This is a genomic window from Phenylobacterium sp. (genome assembly GCF_046463815.1).
Lineage (GTDB): Bacteria > Pseudomonadota > Alphaproteobacteria > Caulobacterales > Caulobacteraceae > Phenylobacterium.
The window spans coordinates 16,502-35,492 of sequence record NZ_JBKBRO010000001.1 but is presented as its reverse complement, the minus strand read 5'-3'; the positions used below and the strand labels follow the sequence as shown (position 1 = coordinate 35,492).

Sequence of the window (18,991 nt, the reverse complement as noted above, 5' to 3'; positions counted from 1 at the left end):
GGCTGTTCAGTAGAACGGGCCTCGCGTTCCGCAAGAACGACAATTTCTTCCATACGCGCGGCGCCGGTTGATCCCGGTCAACACGTTCCCGGTCGGGCTGGGGTCTTGTCCGTCTCAACAGAGATACGGGAACTTGGTGATGAGCGAGCGGATTCAGAGCGTTTCCCGGCGGACGCTCATGCGAGGCTCCCTGCTGGCGGCGGGCGTCGCCCCATTGCTGGCCGCCGGCCCGGTCCCCACGCGGGCTCAGGGCGCGGCGCCGGCCATGGCCGCCCGCGACAAGCGCCCGGTCATCCATCCCGGCGGCTCGAAGCTCGGCGCCTACGACCCCTACGGGGACTTCAGCAATGACCAGGGGGTGGTCACCGAACACCTCTTCCTGCCCTGGGAGGACGTCGAACTGGGAGCCCTGGCCGACGCCGACGCCTATGCGCTCGCGCGTCGCCGCAACGTCCTGGTCACCGTCGAGCCCTGGTCCTGGGCGCAGGACTGGAACGTCACCGCCGCGCGGTTGCGCGACGATATCCTCGCCGGGCGGCGCGACGCCAACATGCGAGCGATCCTCGAGGTGCTGGCCGGCTTCAAGAGCCCGGTGACGATCCGATGGGCCCAGGAGATGGACAATCCCTACGGCCGTTTCACCTGGTCCAACTGGCGGCCCGCCGACTACGTTGCGGCGTTTAGACGCATGGCCGCGCTGATGCGCAGGATCACGCCCGATGCGCGCATCATGTGGTCCCCTCGCGGGGAGCGCACGCTCGGGAATTACTATCCCGGTTCAGAATTCGTCGACCTCGTCGGGTTGACGGTGTTCGGTTACGACAAGTTCGACGTGGTTCAATACGGCCGGACGCGCACCTTTGCTGAATCCGTGAAGCAGGGTTACGACCTGACTGTTGGCTACGGCAAGCCGATCTGGGTTGCGGAACTGGGCTATGCCGGCGGGTCTGAGTATGTCGCCCGCTGGGCGCAGGACGTCACCCGCAATTACCCCGAGTACCCTGAGCTCAAGGAAGTCGTCTACTTCAACGACCGCGAGGTCTGGGCCTGGCCGCGGGGCCTGGGCAGGCCGAACTGGCGCGTCGTGGCCGCCGCCGATCTTAACTATCCACGAAGGGAGCGGCCGTGATCTTCTGGCCGCGCCCCGCCGGGACTCGGTCCGCGGGCGCGCGGGTGGAGGAGTTCGGCGATGCAATCCAGGTGGATCGGGGCGGGCGCGGTTCTCGGCGCCATGGCTTTGGCGACGGCGCCGCAGGCCGCCGAGACGGAGGCCGGCAAGCGGCCCGAGGGCGCGCAGAAGGGTTCCACCCCCGGCGCGGACGACGCCGCCGAGGTGAAGTTTGTCAGTGCTCCGGGGTCTCCGGAGAAGGTGAAGTATCTTGGTAGCGCGCCGTACATTTGTACGCCGAGCGGCTACGGCGAGCGGGCGAAGTGTTTCCTTCGGCCCTCCGGCGCGCGCACCAGGGCACGTTAGGGCGTTCGACCCGACCGCCGGCCGGTCCTCTGGGTTCTTCCTGAGGATCGCGCGCGGTCAGCGCCGGACCCCGTCAACGGAGAAGGCGCAATGAAGGGTTCGTTCAGGTCCATGGCGGTGCTGGCCGCCGCGCTCGCGGCAGGCGCCGCCCCGGGGAGCGTCCTGGCGCAGACCAGCGCCCAGCCGGCCAGTTCGGCGGTCGCCACGCCCGCCCCGGTGGACGGCGGGGCGGCCGCGCCGCCGACCGCCTACGGCTGGGGCGGCGTCTGGTTCAGCAACCACTACGCCGGCGGCTACGGCGGGGTGATGCAATCCCTCAAGCGGGACGGCAGCCTGTGGGAGGACGGCCCGGCGATGCGCCTCGACGTGTCCGGCGGCCAGTACACCTACGACAACGCCCCGGCCTATGTGGGCGAGGAGATCGGCATCGTCGACGCCGACCTCATGGTCGGCTACCGCAAGTTCACCGAACGCGGCACGTTCGGCGGCTGGGTGGGCCCGGCCTACATCGAGCACGACAATCCCGACCCGGCCGCCTCCATCCGCGGCTCGAAGTTCGGCGCGGCGGTGCTCGGCGAATACCAGAACACCTTCAACAAGAACCTCGAGGTCAGCCTCCAGGGCCGCTTCGCCACGCCGTTCTCCACCTGGTCGGCGGCCGCGCGCGGGCTCTACCAGGTTTCGGGGCCCCTGTGGCTCGGTCCCCAGGTCACCCTCTACGGCAACGACCACTACAAGGAGCTGACGGTGGGCCCGTTCGCCAAGCTCAACACGAGCTTCGGGGAGGTTGGCGTCACCGGCGGCTATCGGCATCCGATGACCTCGGGGAACAAGGACGGCTACTTCGCCTCCGTCTACTTCGCCGTCCCGCTGCATTGAGTCCGGCCGGCCATGCGTAGGATCCTCGTCACCGGCGGCGCCGGCTTCATCGGCTCCCACCTGTGCGAGCGCCTCGTACGGGACGGGCACGACGTCGTCTGCCTCGACAACTACTTCACGGGCGCCAAGAGCAACGTCGAGCACCTCCTGGGCTACCCCAACTTCGAGATCATGCGGTTCGACGTGCGCGAGCCGATCAAGATCGAGGTCGACCAGATCTACAACCTGGCCTGCCCCGCCTCGCCGGTGCACTACCAGACCCAGCCGGTGCGCACGGTCGAGACCAGCGTCATGGGCGCGGTCAACCTGCTGCGCCTGGCCCGCGAGACCGGCGCCATCGTCCTCCAGGCCTCGACCAGCGAGGTCTACGGCGACGCCCAGGTCCAGCCCCAGGACGAGACCTACTACGGCCACGTGAATCCGATCGGCATCCGCGCCTGCTACGACGAGGGCAAGCGCTGCGCCGAGACCATCTGCTTCGACTACCACCGCCAGTACGGCGTCCGGGTGAAGGTCGTGCGGATCTTCAACACCTACGGGCCGCGCCTCGCGCCCGGCGACGGCCGGGTGGTGTCCAACTTCATCCTCCAGGCGCTCCGCAACAAGCCGATCACCGTCTATGGCGACGGCTCCCAGACCCGCTCGCTCTGCTACGTGGACGACCTGGTCGGCGGTCTGGTGGCCATGATGGAGTCCCCCGACGAGGTGACCGGCCCCATCAACCTCGGCAATCCCGGCGAGTACACGGTGCTGGAGCTGGCCGAGAAGATCATCGCCATGACCGGCTCGAAGTCGCAGATCGAGTACCGCGAGCTGCCCCAGGACGATCCTCAGAAGCGCCGGCCCGACATCACCCGCGCCGCCGAGGTGCTGAAGTGGCGCCCGCACATCGAACTCGACATCGGCCTGGCCCGGACGATCGGCTACTTCCGCCGCCAGTTCCAGCTCGAGCTGGACGTCGCGTGATCCCGTGAAGGTGCTCGTCACCGGCGGCGCCGGCTTCATCGGCTCCCACCTCGTGGACGGCCTGCTGGCCGAGGGCCACGACGTTCGCGTCCTCGACAGCCTGGAGCCCCAGGTGCACGGCCCCGAACGCCGCCCGCCGGCCTACCTCGACCCCCGCGCCGAACTGATCGTCGGCGACGTCCGCGACCCCGCCGCCGTGGCCAAGGCGCTGGACGGCGTCGAGGCGGTCTTCCACCTGGCCGCCGCCGTCGGCGTCGCCCAGTCCATGTACGAGATCGACCGCTATGTCTCGGCCAACAGCCTGGGGGCCGCGGTTCTGCTGCAGGCGGTGGTCGAGCGGCGCGACCGCATCCGCAAGCTGGTGGTGGCCTCGTCCATGTCGCTCTACGGCGAGGGCGCCTGCCGCGACGCGGAGGGCCGCATGGTCTGGCCGGGCCCGCGCCCGCTATCGCGGCTGGAAGCCGGCCTCTGGGAGCCCGCCGACGCCCAGGGCCGCCCGCTCACGCCCGTCCCCACGCCAGAGGCCAAGCCGCTCGAACCGACCTCCGTCTACGCCGTCACCAAGCGCGACCACGAGGAGCTGTTCCTGGTCGTGGGCGCCGCCTACGGCGTCCCCGCCGTGGCGCTGCGCTTCTTCAACACCTACGGGACCCGCCAGGCGCTCTCCAACCCCTACACGGGCCTCCTGGCCATCGTCTCCGCCCGGCTGATGAACGGGAACCGGCCGATCATCTTCGAGGACGGCGGCCAGCTCCGCGACTTCGTCCACGTCTCCGACGTGGTCCAGGCCAACCTCCTGGCGCTGGAAAGCGAGCGGGCGGCGGGGCGCGTCTACAACGTGGGCTCGGGCCGCGCCTTTACGGTGCTCCAGGTCGCCGACCTCCTCACCGCGCGGCTCAACCCTGCCATCGCCCCCGACGTACAGGCCCGCTTCCGCGCCGGCGACATCCGTCACTGCTTCGCCGACATCGCCGCCATCCAGGCCGAGCTCGGCTACCGGCCCCGGATGACGCTGGAGCAGGGGATCGAGGACCTCATTCCCTGGGTCCAGGCCCAGCAGAGCGCCGACCGCGTCCAGGCCGCCATGTCCGACCTGGAACGCCACGCGCTGATGCACTGAGGCGGGTAGGGGCCTGAGCCTCCCTCACCGCATCTCGAACAGCTCCTGGTGGAAGCGCGCGGCGGGCAGGCCGTCGGCCGTCATCGCCTTGCGCAGGGCCTCGCCGAACTTGGCCGGGCCGCAGAACCACACGTCGGCCTCGCGCCAGCCGGGGGCCCAGGCCTTCAGCGCCTCCGGGGTCAGGAAGCCTTCCCTGTTGGAGTCGTACAGGCGGAAGCGCACGCCCGCCGCCTCGGCCAGCTCCCGCACGTGGGCGATGAAGGCTTCGTCCGGCGCGGCGGTGGAATAGACGAAGTCCACCGGCCGGGTCTCGGTCCGCCCCTTCAGGGCCTCCAGCCGGGCGATGAACGGCGTCACGCCCACCCCGCCGCCGATCCAGAGCTGGCGCGGCGCCTCGCCCTGGAAGTCGAAGCAGCCGTAGGGACCTTCCACCGTCACCCCCTGGCCCACGCGCAGCAGCTCGGGCAGGCGGCGCGTGTAGTCGCCCAGGCCCTTGATGCTGAACACCAGCCTGCCGTCGTCCTTCCAGGCCGACGAGGCGGTGAAGGGGTGGGCGCCCTCGGGATCGTCGAAGTCCAGGAAGGCGAACTGGCCCGCCTGGTGCCCCGGCCAGGCGGTGGCGAGCTCCACGCCCACGTCCAGCACGGCGTTGTCGTCATAGGCCCGCAGGCTGGCGACCCGGCCCGCGGCCTTGCGCGACTGGCCGATCCGCCCGAACAGCGAGGCGCCCGCCGCCACCGTGGCCGCCGCCATCAGCAGGCCGCTCAGCACGCCCACGGGCGCCGTCCACCAGGCCTGCGGCGTCATCACGACGGAGTGGAAGACCAGCGCCAGGAACACCGGGGCCATCAGCCGGTGGGTCTTGAAGAACAGGTGGTAGGGGAACCGCTTCCACAGCGCCAGCAGCACCAGCACGACCATCAGGTAGAACGCCCACTCGCCCGCCTCGCCGGCCGGGTGGCGCAGGCCGCGCATCAGGGCCTCGAAGCCTTCCGGCTGGGGGCCGGGCGGGCGCGGGGCCCGGGCCGGGCGCGTGATCCAGCCCCAGCCCGTCATCCACCGCGGCCCCACCTCCAGCAGCCAGTGGGCAACGGCCAGGACGAGGGCGCCGATCCCCAGCCACTTGTGCAGCCGGTAGAACTTGTCGAGCCCGCCCAGCAGCCGCTCCACCTGCACCGGCCGCGCCGCCAGCAGCACGCCGCTGGCCATGAAGCCGATGGCCAGGACCCCGCTGAACGGGATCAGCAGGCTGCGCGCCTGCCAGAAGGTGGTGGGCCAAGGGGTCGTCGAGGTTCCGCCCGCGACGCTCGCCAGCCAGGCGGCGGTCAGCGCCCCCGCCAGCAGCCCGAAGGCGACCTTTATCCGCGCCAATCCCATGTCGGGCCCGTCCTGTGCCTCCGCGTTGAGAGCCGCGAGGATCGTACGCCGGCGCCCGGCCGGGCCATGCGCCAGGTCAAACGCGGGGGTAGGCGCCCCGCCGTTGTCAAACCCCCGGAGCAGGGCATAGATCGACGCTGGGCCTTATCGGGGGAGCCAGATCTTGCTTCGGAAAACGCTGTTCGCGGGCGCCGCGTTGTCGCTCGCCGCCACCTTCGCCGTCGCCCAGGAGACGCCGCCCGGGACCATCCAGCCCAACCAGGAGCGCAAGCCGCCGGCCGCCACCACGGCCGAGCCCAACGCCGGCGTCCTCTTCACCCCCGAGCGCGTCGACTCCGAGGGCGTCGTCACCATCCGCGGCCAGAAGATCCCCTACCGCGCCGTGGCCGGGACCATCATCGTCCATCCCAAGGGCTGGGACGACGCCGCGCGGCGCGAGAAGGCTCCCGACGGCAAGGACCTGGGCGCCGGGAACAACCCCGAGGCCGAGGCCTCGATGTTCTATGTCGCCTACTTCAAGAAGGGCGCGCCGGCCGCCGACCGCCCGGTGACCTTCATCTACAACGGCGGCCCCGGCTCCTCGACCATGTGGCTGCACATGGGCGCCTTCGGGCCCAGGAAGGTGGTCACCGTCGACGACGGCACCCACACGCCGGCGGCGCCCTACGCCGTGGTCAACAACGACGACTCCATCCTCGACGCCACCGACATGGTGTTCATCGACGCGCCGGGCGTCGGCTTCTCGCGCATCGCGGGCAAGGACAAGGAGAAAGCCTTCTGGGGCGTCGACCAGGACGCCTACGCCTTCGAGCAGTTCATCCTGGCCTTCCTGTCCCAGCACGGCCGCTGGAACTCGCCCAAGTTCCTGTTCGGCGAGAGCTACGGCACCCCGCGCTCGGCGGTGCTGATCAACAACCTGACCACCGGCGACAGCGTCGACTTCAACGGCGTTCTGCTGCTGTCCCAGATCCTGAACTTCGCGCTCAGCGTCGACGGCGTCGACAACAACCCGGGCAGCGACACCGCCTACATCACCGCGCTCCCGACCTACGCGGCCACCGCCTGGCACTACAAGCTCGTGCCCAACGCCCCGGCCGACCTGACGACCTTCCTGAAGGAGGTCGAGCGCTGGGCCATGACCGACTACGCCCTGGCGCTCACCGCCGGCGCCTCGCTCGACCCGGCCAGGAAGCGCCAGGCGGCCGAGCAGTACGCGGCCTACACCGGCCTGCCGGTCGACTATGTGATGAAGGCCAACCTGCGCGTCACCGGGGGCATGTTCGAGAAGACGCTGCAGTCGGCCCGCGGCCTGACCACCGGCCGCATCGACACCCGCTTCTTCGGCCCCGACATGGACCCGCTGTCGAAGACCGCCGAGTACGATCCCCAGGCCGCCGCGCTCTCCAGCGCCTATGTGACCGCCTTCAACGACTACGCCCGCCGCACCCTGGGCTATGGGGCCGGCAAGACCTTCAAGCCCTCGGTCCCGCTCTACCGCTCGTGGGACAACGCCCACCAGCCGCCGGGCGCGCGCTTCACGCCCCGGGCCATGCTGAACGTCATGCCCGACCTGGCCTCGGCCATGATCTACAACCCGAACCTCAAGGTCTCGCTGCTGGGCGGCTACTACGACCTGGCCACGCCCTACTTCCAGGGCTGGTACGAGATGCAGCACCTGCCGATCCCCGACAGCCTCCGGGGCAACATCGAGTACCACTACTATCCCTCGGGCCACATGGTGTACGCCCAGGCCGCCTCGGCCCGGGCCCTCCACGACGACGTGGCCGGCTTCATCGTCCGCAACAGCCGCCGGTAGGGGCGCTCCTCCCCCGCGATAGCGGGGGAGAGGGACCATGCGCAGCATGGTGGAGGGGGCCAGCCGCCAGCCCCTCCGCGCGGCATACCCGCTCACCCCAGAAAAGAACATCTTGCGAACTTGGAACAAAGGCGGTACGCATGAGTCCTCGGCGACGGCCTGGCGGGGAGCGCCAGGGAGCGGCGGCGGGTTGGCGGAATCGTGGGATAGAGGGCGCTGGATATGACTCAGTCGGCGTTGAGGCTCGTGGCGAAAGAAGACGGTGACAAGCAGCGCGCGCTGGAGGCGGCGCTGGCGCAGATCGATCGGGCCTTCGGCAAGGGCTCGGTGATGAAGCTGGGCGACAAGGGCAAGGTCGTGGAGATCGAGGCCGTGTCCACCGGCTCGCTGGGCCTCGACATGGCGCTCGGCATCGGCGGCCTGCCCAAGGGGCGGATCGTCGAGATCTACGGGCCGGAAAGCTCGGGCAAGACGACGCTCGCCCTGCACGTGGTGGCCGAGGTGCAGAAGGCCGGCGGCACCGCCGCCTTCGTGGACGCCGAGCACGCGCTCGACCCGTCCTACGCCCACAAGCTGGGGGTGAACCTGGACGACCTCCTGGTCGCCCAGCCCGACACCGGCGAGCAGGCGCTGGAGATCACCGACACCCTGGTGCGCTCGAACGCCGTGGACGTGATCGTCGTGGACTCGGTGGCGGCGCTGACGCCGCGGGCCGAGATCGAGGGCGAGATGGGCGACAGCCTGCCCGGCCTCCAGGCCCGGCTGATGAGCCAGGCGCTGCGCAAGCTGACCGCCTCCATCTCCAAGGCCAAGACCCTGGTCATCTTCATCAACCAGATCCGCATGAAGATCGGGGTGATGTACGGGTCCCCTGAGACCACCACCGGCGGCAATGCGCTGAAGTTCTACGCCTCGGTGCGCCTCGACATCCGCCGCACCGGCTCGGTCAAGCAGCGCGACGAGATCGTCGGCAACAACGTCCGGGTGAAGGTGGTCAAGAACAAGGTCGCCCCGCCGTTCCGCGAGGTCGAGTTCGACATCATGTACGGCGAGGGCATCTCCAAGCTGGGCGAGATCATCGACCTGGGCGTGAAGGCGGGCGTGATCGAGAAGTCGGGCTCCTGGTTCTCGTTCAACTCCCAGCGCATCGGCCAGGGCCGCGACAACGTGCGCGAATTCCTTAAAGCAAACCCCGACATCGCCGCCGACATCGAGGGCCGGGTGCGCGGCGCCAAGGCCGCCATCGAGGAGGAGCTGCTGGTCGGCCCCTCCGAGGGCGAGGACCAGGGGGAGGACGGGTCCCTCTGAGGGCGTCTCGCGGGCGGCGGGCCTCCCCGCCAACCCGGCCTGCCGCCTTCCACCCTGCGCGCAGGCGCATCAGAGGTTCAGGGCGTCTGGGGAGAGCTCCCCCAGGCGTCCTTTTCTCGTTTGGCGTCCCGCCGCCAGTTTCGTAAAGGGACCGCGGTTCCCAAATCCGGGGCGGGGCCGTCCTCCGCTCCAGCAGTTCAAGAATGTCCCGACCCATGCCGAGCCTGAACGAGATCCGCACGCACTTCCTGGACTTCTTCCAGCGCAAGGAGCACGCCGTCGTCGCCTCGGCTCCGCTGGTGCCGCAGAACGATCCGACCCTGCTGTTCGTCAACGCCGGCATGGTGCCGTTCAAGAACTACTTCACCGGCGCCGAGACCCCGCCGTTCCCCCGCGCCGCCTCGTCGCAGAAGTGCGTCCGCGCCGGCGGCAAGCACAACGACCTGGACAACGTCGGCTACACCGCGCGCCACCACACCTTCTTCGAGATGCTGGGGAACTTCTCCTTCGGCGACTACTTCAAGGAGCGGGCGATCAGCCACGCCTGGGAACTGCTCACCAAGGAGTGGGGGCTGCCGGCCGAAAAGCTGATGGTCACGGTGTACCACACCGACGACGAGGCCTTCGGCCTGTGGAAGAAGATCGCCGGCCTGCCCGACGAGAAGATCGTCCGCATCGCCACCTCGGACAACTTCTGGTCCATGGGCGACACCGGCCCCTGCGGCCCGTGCTCGGAGATCTTCTACGACCACGGCGCCCACATCCCTGGCGGCCCGCCAGGTTCGCTCGACGAGGACGGCGACCGGTTCGTCGAGATCTGGAACCTCGTCTTCATGCAGTTCGAGCAGTTCGCCGACGGCGAGCGGACGGCGCTGCCCAAGCCCTCGATCGACACCGGCATGGGCCTGGAGCGCATCGCCGCGGTGATGCAGGGCGTGCACGACAACTACGACGTCGACCTGTTCAAGGACCTGATCGCGTCGGCCAAGCGCGAGCTGCGCCAGGAGGGCTCGGAGACGACCCCGTCGCACCGGGTCATCGCCGACCACCTGCGCTCGTCGGCCTTCCTGATCGCCGACGGCGTGCTGCCTTCGAACGAGGGCCGCGGCTACGTGCTGCGCCGGATCATGCGGCGCGCCATGCGCCACGCCCACCTGCTGGGCGCGGACGAGCCGCTGATGCACCGCGTGGCGCCGACCCTGGTCAACCTGATGGGCGAGGCCTATCCCGACCTGCGCCGGGCCGAGCCTGCCATTGTCGAGACCCTGCGCCAGGAGGAGGAGCGGTTCCGCCGCACGCTCGGCCGCGGCATGGTGCTGCTCGAGGAGGCGACGGCCGGCCTGAATGAAGGCGACGTCCTCTCGGGCGAGACCGCCTTCAAGCTCTATGACACCTACGGCTTCCCGCTGGACCTGACCCAGGACGCGGTCCGCGCCAAGGGCCTGACCGTCAACCTCGACGAGTTCGACGCGGCCATGACCCGCCAGCGCGAGATGGCGCGCGAGAACTGGGCCGGTTCGGGCCAGGTGGCCGCGGCCGCGGAATGGTTCTCGATCCGGGACCGCCTCGGGCCGACCGAGTTCATCGGCTACGACGCCACCGAGGCCACGGGCGAGGTGCTGGCCATCGTGGCGGAGGGCCAGGAGGTCGACCGGGCCGCCAAGGGCCAGACCGTACAGGTTCTCACCGACCGCACGCCCTTCTACGCCGAGAGCGGCGGCCAGGCGGGCGACCAGGGCGAGGTCGAGTGGGACGGCGGGAAAGGCCGCGTCCTCGACGTCCAGAAGCAGGCCGGCGACCTCCACGTCCACGATGTCGAGATCACCGAGGGCGAGCTCGCCTCCGGCGCCCGCGTGCGGCTGGCGGTCGACGCCGAGCGGCGGCAGACCACGCGCGCCAACCACTCGGCCACGCACCTGCTGCACGCCGCGCTGCGCAACGTGCTGGGCGCCCACGTGACCCAGAAGGGCCAGATGGTCGACGGCGAGCGCATCCGCTTCGACTTCAGCCACGGCCAGCCGCTGACGCCGGAGGAGATCGAGCGCATCGAGGCCGAGGTCAACGCCGTGGTGCGCCAGAACCTGCCCGCCGAGACCAAGCTGATGGCGCCGCAGGAGGCCATCGAGGCCGGCGCCATGGCGCTGTTCGGCGAGAAGTACGGCGACAGCGTGCGCGTGCTGACCCTGGGCCGGGCGCTGGACGGCCGGGGGAACTATTCGGTCGAGCTGTGCGGCGGCACCCACGTGGCCCGCACCGGCGACATCGCGCTCTTCAAGATCGTGTCGGAGCAGGGCGTGGCGGCCGGCGTGCGCCGGATCGAGGCCCTGACCGGCGAGGCGGCGCGCCGCTGGCTGCTGGAGCAGGCCGCCGTCGCCAAGTCGCTGGCCGAGCAGTTCAAGGTCCCGGTGGCCGAGGTTTCGGCCCGCGTCGAGGCGCTGCAGGCCCAGGCCCGCAAGCTGGAGAAGGAGCTGGCCGACGCCAAGCGCCAGCTCGCCATGGGCGGCGGGGGCGGGCCGGCGGCCGGACCTGAGGAGATCGGCGGCGTGAAGGTCATGGCCCGCGTCATGGACGGCGTCGGCGGCAAGGACCTGCGGCCCATCGCCGAGGCGTTCAAGAAGCAGCTCCCCGACGGCGTCATCGCCCTGGTCGGCGTGGCCGAGGGCAAGGCGGCGGTGACCGTGGCCGTGACGGGCCAGGCGACGGCGAAGTTCAACGCCGCCGACCTCGCCAAGGCCGCGGTGCTGGCCATGGGCGGCCAGGGCGCGGGCGGCCGGCCCGACTTCGCCCAGGGCGGAGCCCCCGACGCCAGCAAGGCCGAGGCGGGTCTCGCGGCCGTGAGGGCGCTGCTCGCCGGCTAGGAGCTGTGGTAGGGTAGGGGCTCGACGCCAACTTCTTCGGAGGCCCGGAGATGGTTAGTCAGCTTTCCCCCGATCCCGACCTCATCGCGCACGAGCGCACCTACCACGGATTCAACGTGCTCCTGCGATGGAGCATGCTGCTGCTGGGCGACGGCATCCTGACGCTCTGCCTGTGGTTCCTGACCCCGGCCGGGTTCCTGGGCGCGCTCGTGGTGGGCGCGCTGGTGTTCATCGTGGGCTACCAGGTCCTGATCCGCCGCGAAGAGCGCCAGCCGCTCGATCCCTGGACGCCGCACTGAAACGAAAGGCGCCGCGGAGGAGGCCCTCCGCGGCGCCGGTCGTTCGAAGCTGAGGGCGACCTTTAGGCCGCCAGCGCCTTCTCGAGGTTGGCGGCCACCTTGTCGATGAAGCCCTCGGTGGTCAGCCAGCCCTGGGTGTCGCCGACCAGCAGCGCCAGGTCCTTGGTCATCGAGCCGCTCTCGACGGTCGAGACGCAGACCTTCTCGAGGGTGTCGGCGAAGCGGTCCAGTTCGGCGTTGCCGTCCAGCTTGGCGCGGTGCTTCAGCCCCTGAGTCCAGGCGAAGATCGAGGCGATGGAGTTGGTGGAGGTGCTCTCGCCGCGCTGGTGCTGGCGGTAGTGGCGGGTGACGGTGCCGTGGGCGGCCTCGGCCTCCATGATCTTGCCGTCCGGCGTGATCAGCACCGAGGTCATCAGGCCCAGCGAGCCGAAGCCCTGGGCGACCTGGTCCGACTGCACGTCGCCATCGTAGTTCTTGCAGGCCCAGATGAAGCCGCCCGACCACTTGAGCGCCGAGGCCACCATGTCGTCGATCAGGCGGTGTTCGTAGACGAGGCCCGCTTCCTTGTACTTCTCGGCGTATTCGGTCTCGAACACCTCGGCGAAGATGTCCTTGAAGCGCCCGTCATAGGCCTTGAGGATGGTGTTCTTCGTCGAGAGGTAGACCGGGTAGTTGCGGTTCAGGCCGTAGGCCAGGCAGGCGTGGGCGAACTCGCGGATCGACGAATCCAGGTTGTACATGCCCATGGCGACGCCGCCGGCGGGGAAGTCGAACACCTCGTGCTCGATCTTCTGGCCGTCCTCGCCCTCCCAGCTAATCTTCAGCTTGCCCTTGCCGGGGACGACGAAGTCGGTGGCCTTGTACTGGTCGCCGAAGGCGTGGCGGCCGACAATGATCGGCTGGGTCCAGCCGGGGATCAGGCGCGGCACGTTGCGGCAGATGATCGGCTCGCGGAAGACGACGCCGCCCAGGATGTTGCGGATCGTACCGTTGGGCGACTTCCACATCTTCTTGAGGTTGAATTCCTTCACCCGGGCCTCGTCCGGGGTGATGGTCGCGCACTTGATGCCGACGCCGTATTTCTTGATGGCCTCGGCCGCCTCGACGGTCACCTTGTCGTCGGTCGCGTCGCGGTGCTCGATGCCGAGGTCGTAGTACTCGATCGGCAGGTCGAGGAACGGGAAGATCAGCTTTTCCTTGATGAGCTTCCAGATGATGCGGGTCATCTCGTCCCCGTCGAGATCGACGACGGGGTTGGCGACTTTGATCTTGGCCATGAGGGGGAAGCGCTCCGGGCGGTAATTCGGTCTGGGGGGCCGTATAGCCGCCATGGGCCGTGACGCAAAGGCGCCGAGAGCGACTATCCCACTCCGTGGACCGCCATCCGGGCGACTTCGGCGAAAATCGCGTCGCGCTCCGCCTCGGGAAGCGTCGATCCGGCCAGGAACATGGCGAGCGCATAGGCCCGCCCGTCGGGCAGGATGAAGACGCCGACATCGTTGACCGCCGGATTGAGCCCCAGGTCCGTCCGCGCCGTTCCGGTCTTGTGGGCCAGGACCGTCCCCTTGGGCAGTCCGGCCTTCAGGCGGGCCGCGCCGGTCGGGCTGTCGGCCATGATGCGCAGCAGGAGACGCGTTGAGTCGGGCGAAAGCAGGCTGCCGTTGTTCAGGAGGTTGAGGAACTCCAGCATGCCCCGGGGCGTGGCCGTGTCGCGCGGATCGGCGAGATAGTCGGCCATGGCCCGGCGGCGCCGCCCCACCGGCCAGGCGGCCAACTGCGCGGCGAAGGCGGCCTCGGTCCGCCAGGCCGGGCGGAACGAGGGCAGGCCATAGACCTCGGTCTGCAGTTCGCGCTCGTAGCGGTCCACGCGAACCTCTGGCACGCGCTTGGCCTGCAGCCAGGCCGTGACCGCCCCGGGGCCGCCGATCCGTTTCATCAGGACGTCGGCGGCGGTGTTGTCGCTGAGCGAGACCGCGGCGACCAGCAGGTCGCGGGCCGTATAGTCCCGCCGGCCCGGCCAGGCCTCGGAGATGGGCGAGTAGGGCGGCGAGAGCTGTTCGTCGATGAGGGAATAGCGCTCAGTCAGCAGGAGCCCGCCCGCGTCGGCCTGGGCCAGCGCCGCGGCGCCCAACAGCATCTTGAACACGCTCTGCATGGGGAAGGGGCGGTCGCCGGCGTAGGTGAAGGCCTCCCCGCTCTCCAGATTCATCAGGCCGACGCCGAGCGCCGCGGGCCTGGCCCGGGCGGCGATCTGGGCCATCTTCCGGTCGAGGCCGGCGATGTCGAGCCTGGGCGTCTCGGAACGGGTGAGCGGCATGGCGGGCTCGCAGGCTCCCACGATCACCGCGCCCAGGGGCGCCGCGAGCGCGGCGACGAGCGACCGGCGGTCGAGGGTTGCGTTCACGCGGCGGGCCTTCTCTAAGGGCGGCATGGCCGAAGCTTCATCTCCTGCGCCTGTCATTATCCTGAACGCGCCACAGCTTGCCGAGAACATCGGGGCGGTGGCCCGCGTCATGGCCAACTTCGGCCTCGCCGACCTGCGGCTGGTGAACCCCCGCGACGGCTGGCCCCAGGAGCGCGCGTGGGCCTCGGCCTCGGGCGCGGACTGGCCGCTGAACGCCGCCCGCGTGTTCGGCTCGGTGACGGAGGCCATCGCGGACCTCCAGGCGGTGTTCGCCACGACGGCGAGGCCCCGCGAGCTGCAGCTGCCGGTGCTGACGCCCCGCCAGGCCGCGGGCGAGCTGATCGCCGGAGCGGAGGCGGGGCAGAAGGTCGGCCTGCTGTTCGGCGGCGAGCGGGCCGGGCTGGAGACCGCCGAGGTCGCGCTCTGCCAGGCGGTGGTGACCATCCCCATCGACCCGCGCTTCCGGTCCCTGAACCTCGCCCAGGCGGTGGCGATCAACGTCTACGAGTGGCGGGCGACGCAGGCGGACCGGCCCCCGCCCAATTTCCGGGAGGGGCCGCCGCCCGCCACCGCGGAGGCGCTGCTCGGCTTCTACGAGCACCTGGAGCGCGAGCTGGAGACCGCGGGCTTCTTCCACCCGCCGGAGAAGACCCCGAACATGATCCAGAACCTGCGGGCCGCCCTGGGGCGGGCCAGGTTCACGGACCAGGAGGTGCGCACCCTGCGCGGCGTGGTTACGGCGCTGAGCCGGGGCCGGGGCAAGGTGCTGGAGAAGATCGCCCGGCGGAAGGACGGCGGCGAGGCCTAGGTCCATGCCGTGAGGGCATGGGGCCCGACGGCGGGGAGGCGGCTAAGGTCGGTCGCGGGAGGAAAACACGATGACGGACTTGAAGGCCGCCGCGCGCGACGCATGGATCTACACCCTGCCGCTGATCGAAGTGGCGACCACGCGCCAGCGCGGACAGGCGCTGGGCCAGCGCATGGGCGCCTTCGCCCACGTCCGCCATCTGGCGAACCACAGGCACCGGGCGGTCACCACGCCCAACAACGACACCCTCTACTCAACGGCCCAGATCGACCTGTCCTCGGGACCCGTGACGATCACCCTGCCGGCGACCGGCTCGCGCTATTTCTCCCTCGCCCTGATGGACGCCTACACGAACAACTTCGCGATCCTGGGGACCCGGACGACCGGAGCCGAGGGGGGAACCTTCCGCCTGGTCGGCCCAGCGGACGCGGCCGAGGGCTGGAACGTCATCCGCTCGCCTACCGATCATGTCTGGGCGCTGGCGCGCATCCTGGTGGACGGGCCGCATGACCTGGAGGCGGCGCGGGAAGTCCAGGCGGGGCTGTCGATGCAAGGCCCCGCCTGCGAGGCGCCGGGGCCATACGCGGCGCGATCCGCCCCCTGGCCCGAATACTTCGCCAGCGCCGCGGCGTTGATGCGCGCCAACGCTCCGCCGGTCACCGACCGGGTCGCCCTCGGGGGCATGGCGGCGCTCGGGCTCCTGGACGGCTTCGACGCCGCGCGGTTCAGCGAGGCCGAGGGGGCCGAAATCCAGGCGGGCGTGGACGAGGCCCGCAAGGCCGTGCGCAAGGGCGGCCTGGGCGGCGCGGATTTCGTCGAGGGCTGGTCCTATCCCAACGCCCGGCTTGGCGATTTCGGCCAGGACTATCTCTATCGGGCCGCCGTCGCGCTCTCGGGCCTGGCCGCCCTGCCGCCTGTCGAGGCCATGTACATGCGTGCTGAAGGGCCGCTCCCGCGGGCCCTGTTCGACGGGAACGCGGCCTGGCGCCTGAGCTTCTCGCCGGACGGCCATCTTCCAGTGAACGCCTTCTGGTCGCTAAGCCTCTACGAGGCGACCGACGACGGTCAGTTCTTCTTCGCCGACAACCCGCTGGACCGCTACGCCATCGGCGATCGAACGCCCGGCCTGAAGACGAATCCAGACGGCTCGCTCGACATCTGGATCGGCCACCGGAACCCCGGCCCGGAGCGCGAGTCGAACTGGCTTCCAGCCCCAGCGGGACCGTTCGCGCTGTTCATGCGGGCCTATCTGCCGAAGCCGGAACTGCTGGACGGAGGCTACAGGCTCCCGCCCGTGACGCCCGCCCAAGGTTGACTCTCGCGAGCCCGCCCAGCATATACGCGCCCTTCCAGCCGCCGGGCCCGCCCGCGCGGCCGGAAGTCTATGACGGGATGATGCGAAGCCGCCGTTGAGATCGCGCCTCCATGAAGGAGGAGCCGGCCCGCGTCGATGAGAGTTGAAAGATGTCGAAGCGCCATAGCGCCAAGTACAAGCTCGACCGCCGGATGGGCGAAAACATCTGGGGTCGCCCGAAGTCCCCGGTCAACAGCCGTTCGTACGGCCCCGGCCAGCACGGCCAGCGCCGGAAGTCCAAGGTTTCGGACTTCGGCCTGCAGCTGCGCGCCAAGCAGAAGCTGAAGGGCTACTACGGCAACATCACCGAGAAGCAGTTCGTCCGGATCTACACGGAAGCTGCGCGCCGCAAGGGCAACACCTCGGAGAACCTGATCTCGCTGCTGGAGTCGCGCCTGGACGCGGTGATCTACCGCGCCAAGTTCGTGCCGACCCCGTTCGCCGCCCGTCAGTTCGTCAACCACGGCCACGTGCTGGTGAACGGCAAGCGGGTGAACATCGCCTCCTACCGCGTGAAGCCGGGCGACGTGATCACGGTGCGCGAGCGTTCGCGCAACATGGCCCTGGTGCTGGAGGCCCTGCAGTCGTCGGAGCGCGACACGCCGGACTACATCACCGTGGACGTGAAGGGCATGAGCGCCACCTTCGTCCGGGCGCCGGAACTGGCCGAGGTGCCGTATCCGGTGAAGATGGAGCCGAACCTCGTGGTCGAATTCTACGCGTCGTAAGGCGCCGCACCGATCCGAAGGAATTTGCGAAGGCCCCGGAGAAATCCGGGGCCTTCTGCTTATGATGGCGCGATGAACCGCCGCCTCTTCATCCTGGCCGCCCTGGCGCTCGCCGGCTGTGCGACCGCGACGCCTCCCCCGACAAGGATCGTGGCGCCGCTCGGCGCCGGATTCGCCGAACTGGAGCCGCTCTACCAGGCCAAGGCCGAGCGGGACGCGCTCACCATCCGGGTATCCTCCAATGGCTGCACGGCCAAGGCGGACTTCGCCTTCTACGTGGAACGTCAGGGCGATGCGGTGACGCTGGCTTTTGGCCGCAAGCGCGTGGACCACTGCCGATCCTTCGCGGCCGGTCACGTCGATCTCAGCTTCACCTGGGAGGAACTGGGCCTTCCGGCCCATGCCCCGGTCTTCCTGCTCAATCCGCTGGTCGGCTGGCGAGGACCCTAGGGCCGGGCGGGGTCGTCGGCGTCCTCGGGCGGGAAGAGTTCGATGCGGTCGCGGGGCAGGGCGTGGGGATACTTTTCCTGCAGGAAGGCGATCAGCTTCTCGCGCACCTCGCAGCGCAGGTCGAAGGCGTCGCCGGCCGAACGCGCGCCGACCAGGCACCTGACCTCCATCGTGCGTTCCCTGGCGTCGGTGACCTGCAGGGCCACGACCTCGCGGTCCCAGAGCGGCGAGGCTTCAACGATCTCCCTGAGCCGGGTGCGCAGCGGCTCCAAGGGCGTGGCGTAGTCGAGATAGAGCAGGACGACCCCGATCAGGTCGGAGGTGGTGCGGGTCCAGTTCTGGAACGGCTTCTCCAGGAAGTATTTCAGCGGCACGATCAGCCGCCGCTTGTCCCAGATGCGGATGACCACATAGGCCGAGGTGATCTCCTCGACGACACCCCATTCCCCCTCGACGATGAGCGCGTCGTCGATGCGGATGGGCTGGGTAAGCGCGATCTGAACGCCGGCCATGACATTGGCCAGCACCGGCTGGAGGGCGAGGCCCACGATGATGCCCGCGGCGCCGCCGGCGGCCAGCAGGCTGACGCCGATCTGCCGTACGCTGGGGACGGTCATCAGGGCGGCGCCGACGGTCAGCAGGATCACCAGTATGGCCAGGGCCCGCCGCAGGATGCGGACCTGCGTCAGGTGTTTGCGGGCCAGCAGGTTGTCGGAAACGTCGACCCGGTAGCGGCGCATGTAGAGCGCGGCGCCAATGTCGAGGGCGGTCATCACGACCCAGCCCACCAGGACGATGAAGCCCACCAGCAGCCCGTGCTGAATGAACGCCGCCTCGCGCCCCGCGATGGGACTGACGCGGACCGCCCAGCTCAGGGCGAGGATGAGCAGCGCGAGCCGGCTCGGGCCGCGCGTACGGACCACCAGCGAGCGGGTGAACTCGCTGCGGCGGCGCAAGCCCCGCCGGACGGCCCGGACAAGGAGGTCGTGGGCGGCGAGCGCCAGGCCCAGCGCGAGCGCGATCAGGATGAGCCCGCCCACCCAGAGCGGGGCCCAATCGAACCAGGACAGGAACGTGTTGGCGGCGTCGGTGAGCGTCACGTGCGGCTATGCGGTTGGAGGGCCCCTGGCGCTCCAACCCCTCGCGGCCC

The 18,991-nt window shown here is 69.8% G+C and carries 16 protein-coding genes; 12 read left to right on the top strand and 4 right to left on the bottom strand.

Annotated features, from left to right (window positions below):
* Positions 1 to 139 precede the first annotated feature (139 nt).
* The 4 genes from ACK4TT_RS00155 to ACK4TT_RS00140 all read left to right on the top strand — a co-directional run bounded on the left by ACK4TT_RS00155 (position 140) and on the right by ACK4TT_RS00140 (position 4,439).
* The gene (locus ACK4TT_RS00155; RefSeq protein ID WP_409635983.1) at positions 140 to 1,129 is read left to right on the top strand and encodes a hypothetical protein; all 990 of its coding nucleotides are present in this window, start codon (positions 140 to 142) and stop codon (positions 1,127 to 1,129) included.
* A gap of 435 nt (positions 1,130 to 1,564) precedes the next feature.
* The gene (gene bcsS / locus ACK4TT_RS00150; RefSeq protein WP_409635986.1) at positions 1,565 to 2,353 is read left to right on the top strand and encodes a cellulose biosynthesis protein BcsS; all 789 of its coding nucleotides are present in this window, start codon (positions 1,565 to 1,567) and stop codon (positions 2,351 to 2,353) included.
* A 12-nt stretch (positions 2,354 to 2,365) separates the two neighbouring features.
* Positions 2,366 to 3,319 (top strand): UDP-glucuronic acid decarboxylase family protein, encoded by a 954-nt coding sequence (locus ACK4TT_RS00145; protein ID WP_409635989.1) that lies wholly within the window; start codon positions 2,366 to 2,368, stop codon positions 3,317 to 3,319.
* Positions 3,320 to 3,323: 4 nt separating this feature from the next.
* A complete protein-coding gene (locus tag ACK4TT_RS00140; RefSeq protein WP_409635992.1) occupies positions 3,324 to 4,439 on the top strand; it encodes an SDR family NAD(P)-dependent oxidoreductase in 1,116 nt (371 codons plus the stop codon).
* 24 nt (positions 4,440 to 4,463) lie between these two features.
* On the opposite strand, the gene ACK4TT_RS00135 is transcribed toward ACK4TT_RS00140, so the two are convergent.
* On the bottom strand, positions 4,464 to 5,816 hold the full coding sequence (locus tag ACK4TT_RS00135; protein WP_410212084.1) for a ferric reductase-like transmembrane domain-containing protein: 1,353 nt from the start codon (positions 5,814 to 5,816) through the stop codon (positions 4,464 to 4,466).
* A 163-nt stretch (positions 5,817 to 5,979) separates the two neighbouring features.
* Here ACK4TT_RS00135 and ACK4TT_RS00130 point away from each other — a divergent pair, with 163 nt between their 5' ends.
* From ACK4TT_RS00130 to ACK4TT_RS00115, 4 genes are all read left to right on the top strand, one after another.
* A complete protein-coding gene (locus tag ACK4TT_RS00130; protein ID WP_410212083.1) occupies positions 5,980 to 7,632 on the top strand; it encodes a S10 family peptidase in 1,653 nt (550 codons plus the stop codon).
* A 222-nt stretch (positions 7,633 to 7,854) separates the two neighbouring features.
* Entirely contained in the window at positions 7,855 to 8,940 is a 1,086-nt protein-coding gene (gene recA / locus ACK4TT_RS00125; protein WP_409636000.1) for a recombinase RecA, read from the top strand.
* A gap of 215 nt (positions 8,941 to 9,155) precedes the next feature.
* Positions 9,156 to 11,798, top strand: a complete 2,643-nt coding sequence (gene alaS, locus ACK4TT_RS00120; RefSeq protein ID WP_410212082.1) for an alanine--tRNA ligase — start codon at positions 9,156 to 9,158, stop codon at positions 11,796 to 11,798.
* A gap of 50 nt (positions 11,799 to 11,848) precedes the next feature.
* The gene (locus ACK4TT_RS00115; RefSeq protein WP_409636006.1) at positions 11,849 to 12,097 is read left to right on the top strand and encodes a hypothetical protein; all 249 of its coding nucleotides are present in this window, start codon (positions 11,849 to 11,851) and stop codon (positions 12,095 to 12,097) included.
* A 62-nt stretch (positions 12,098 to 12,159) separates the two neighbouring features.
* On the opposite strand, the gene ACK4TT_RS00110 is transcribed toward ACK4TT_RS00115, so the two are convergent.
* Positions 12,160 to 13,374, bottom strand: coding sequence for an NADP-dependent isocitrate dehydrogenase (locus ACK4TT_RS00110; protein ID WP_409636009.1), 1,215 nt, complete (start codon positions 13,372 to 13,374; stop codon positions 12,160 to 12,162).
* 83 nt (positions 13,375 to 13,457) lie between these two features.
* Positions 13,458 to 14,501, bottom strand: a complete 1,044-nt coding sequence (bla, locus tag ACK4TT_RS00105) for a class A beta-lactamase (RefSeq protein WP_409636012.1) — start codon at positions 14,499 to 14,501, stop codon at positions 13,458 to 13,460.
* 25 nt (positions 14,502 to 14,526) lie between these two features.
* Here bla and ACK4TT_RS00100 point away from each other — a divergent pair, with 25 nt between their 5' ends.
* The 4 genes from ACK4TT_RS00100 to ACK4TT_RS00085 all read left to right on the top strand — a co-directional run bounded on the left by ACK4TT_RS00100 (position 14,527) and on the right by ACK4TT_RS00085 (position 17,841).
* Positions 14,527 to 15,309: an RNA methyltransferase gene (locus tag ACK4TT_RS00100; protein WP_409636015.1), complete on the top strand. Its 783-nt coding sequence runs from the start codon at positions 14,527 to 14,529 to the stop codon at positions 15,307 to 15,309.
* 70 nt (positions 15,310 to 15,379) lie between these two features.
* Positions 15,380 to 16,624, top strand: coding sequence for a DUF1254 domain-containing protein (locus tag ACK4TT_RS00095; protein WP_409636018.1), 1,245 nt, complete (start codon positions 15,380 to 15,382; stop codon positions 16,622 to 16,624).
* Between the two features lie 149 nt (positions 16,625 to 16,773).
* A complete protein-coding gene (gene rpsD, locus ACK4TT_RS00090) occupies positions 16,774 to 17,391 on the top strand; it encodes a 30S ribosomal protein S4 (protein WP_410212081.1) in 618 nt (205 codons plus the stop codon).
* Positions 17,392 to 17,463: 72 nt separating this feature from the next.
* Entirely contained in the window at positions 17,464 to 17,841 is a 378-nt protein-coding gene (locus tag ACK4TT_RS00085; protein ID WP_410212080.1) for a hypothetical protein, read from the top strand.
* On the opposite strand, the gene ACK4TT_RS00080 is transcribed toward ACK4TT_RS00085, so the two are convergent.
* Positions 17,838 to 18,941, bottom strand: coding sequence for a mechanosensitive ion channel family protein (locus tag ACK4TT_RS00080; RefSeq protein ID WP_410212079.1), 1,104 nt, complete (start codon positions 18,939 to 18,941; stop codon positions 17,838 to 17,840). The two genes, ACK4TT_RS00085 and ACK4TT_RS00080, sit on opposite strands and share 4 nt — an antisense overlap.
* Positions 18,942 to 18,991: the final 50 nt, after the last annotated feature.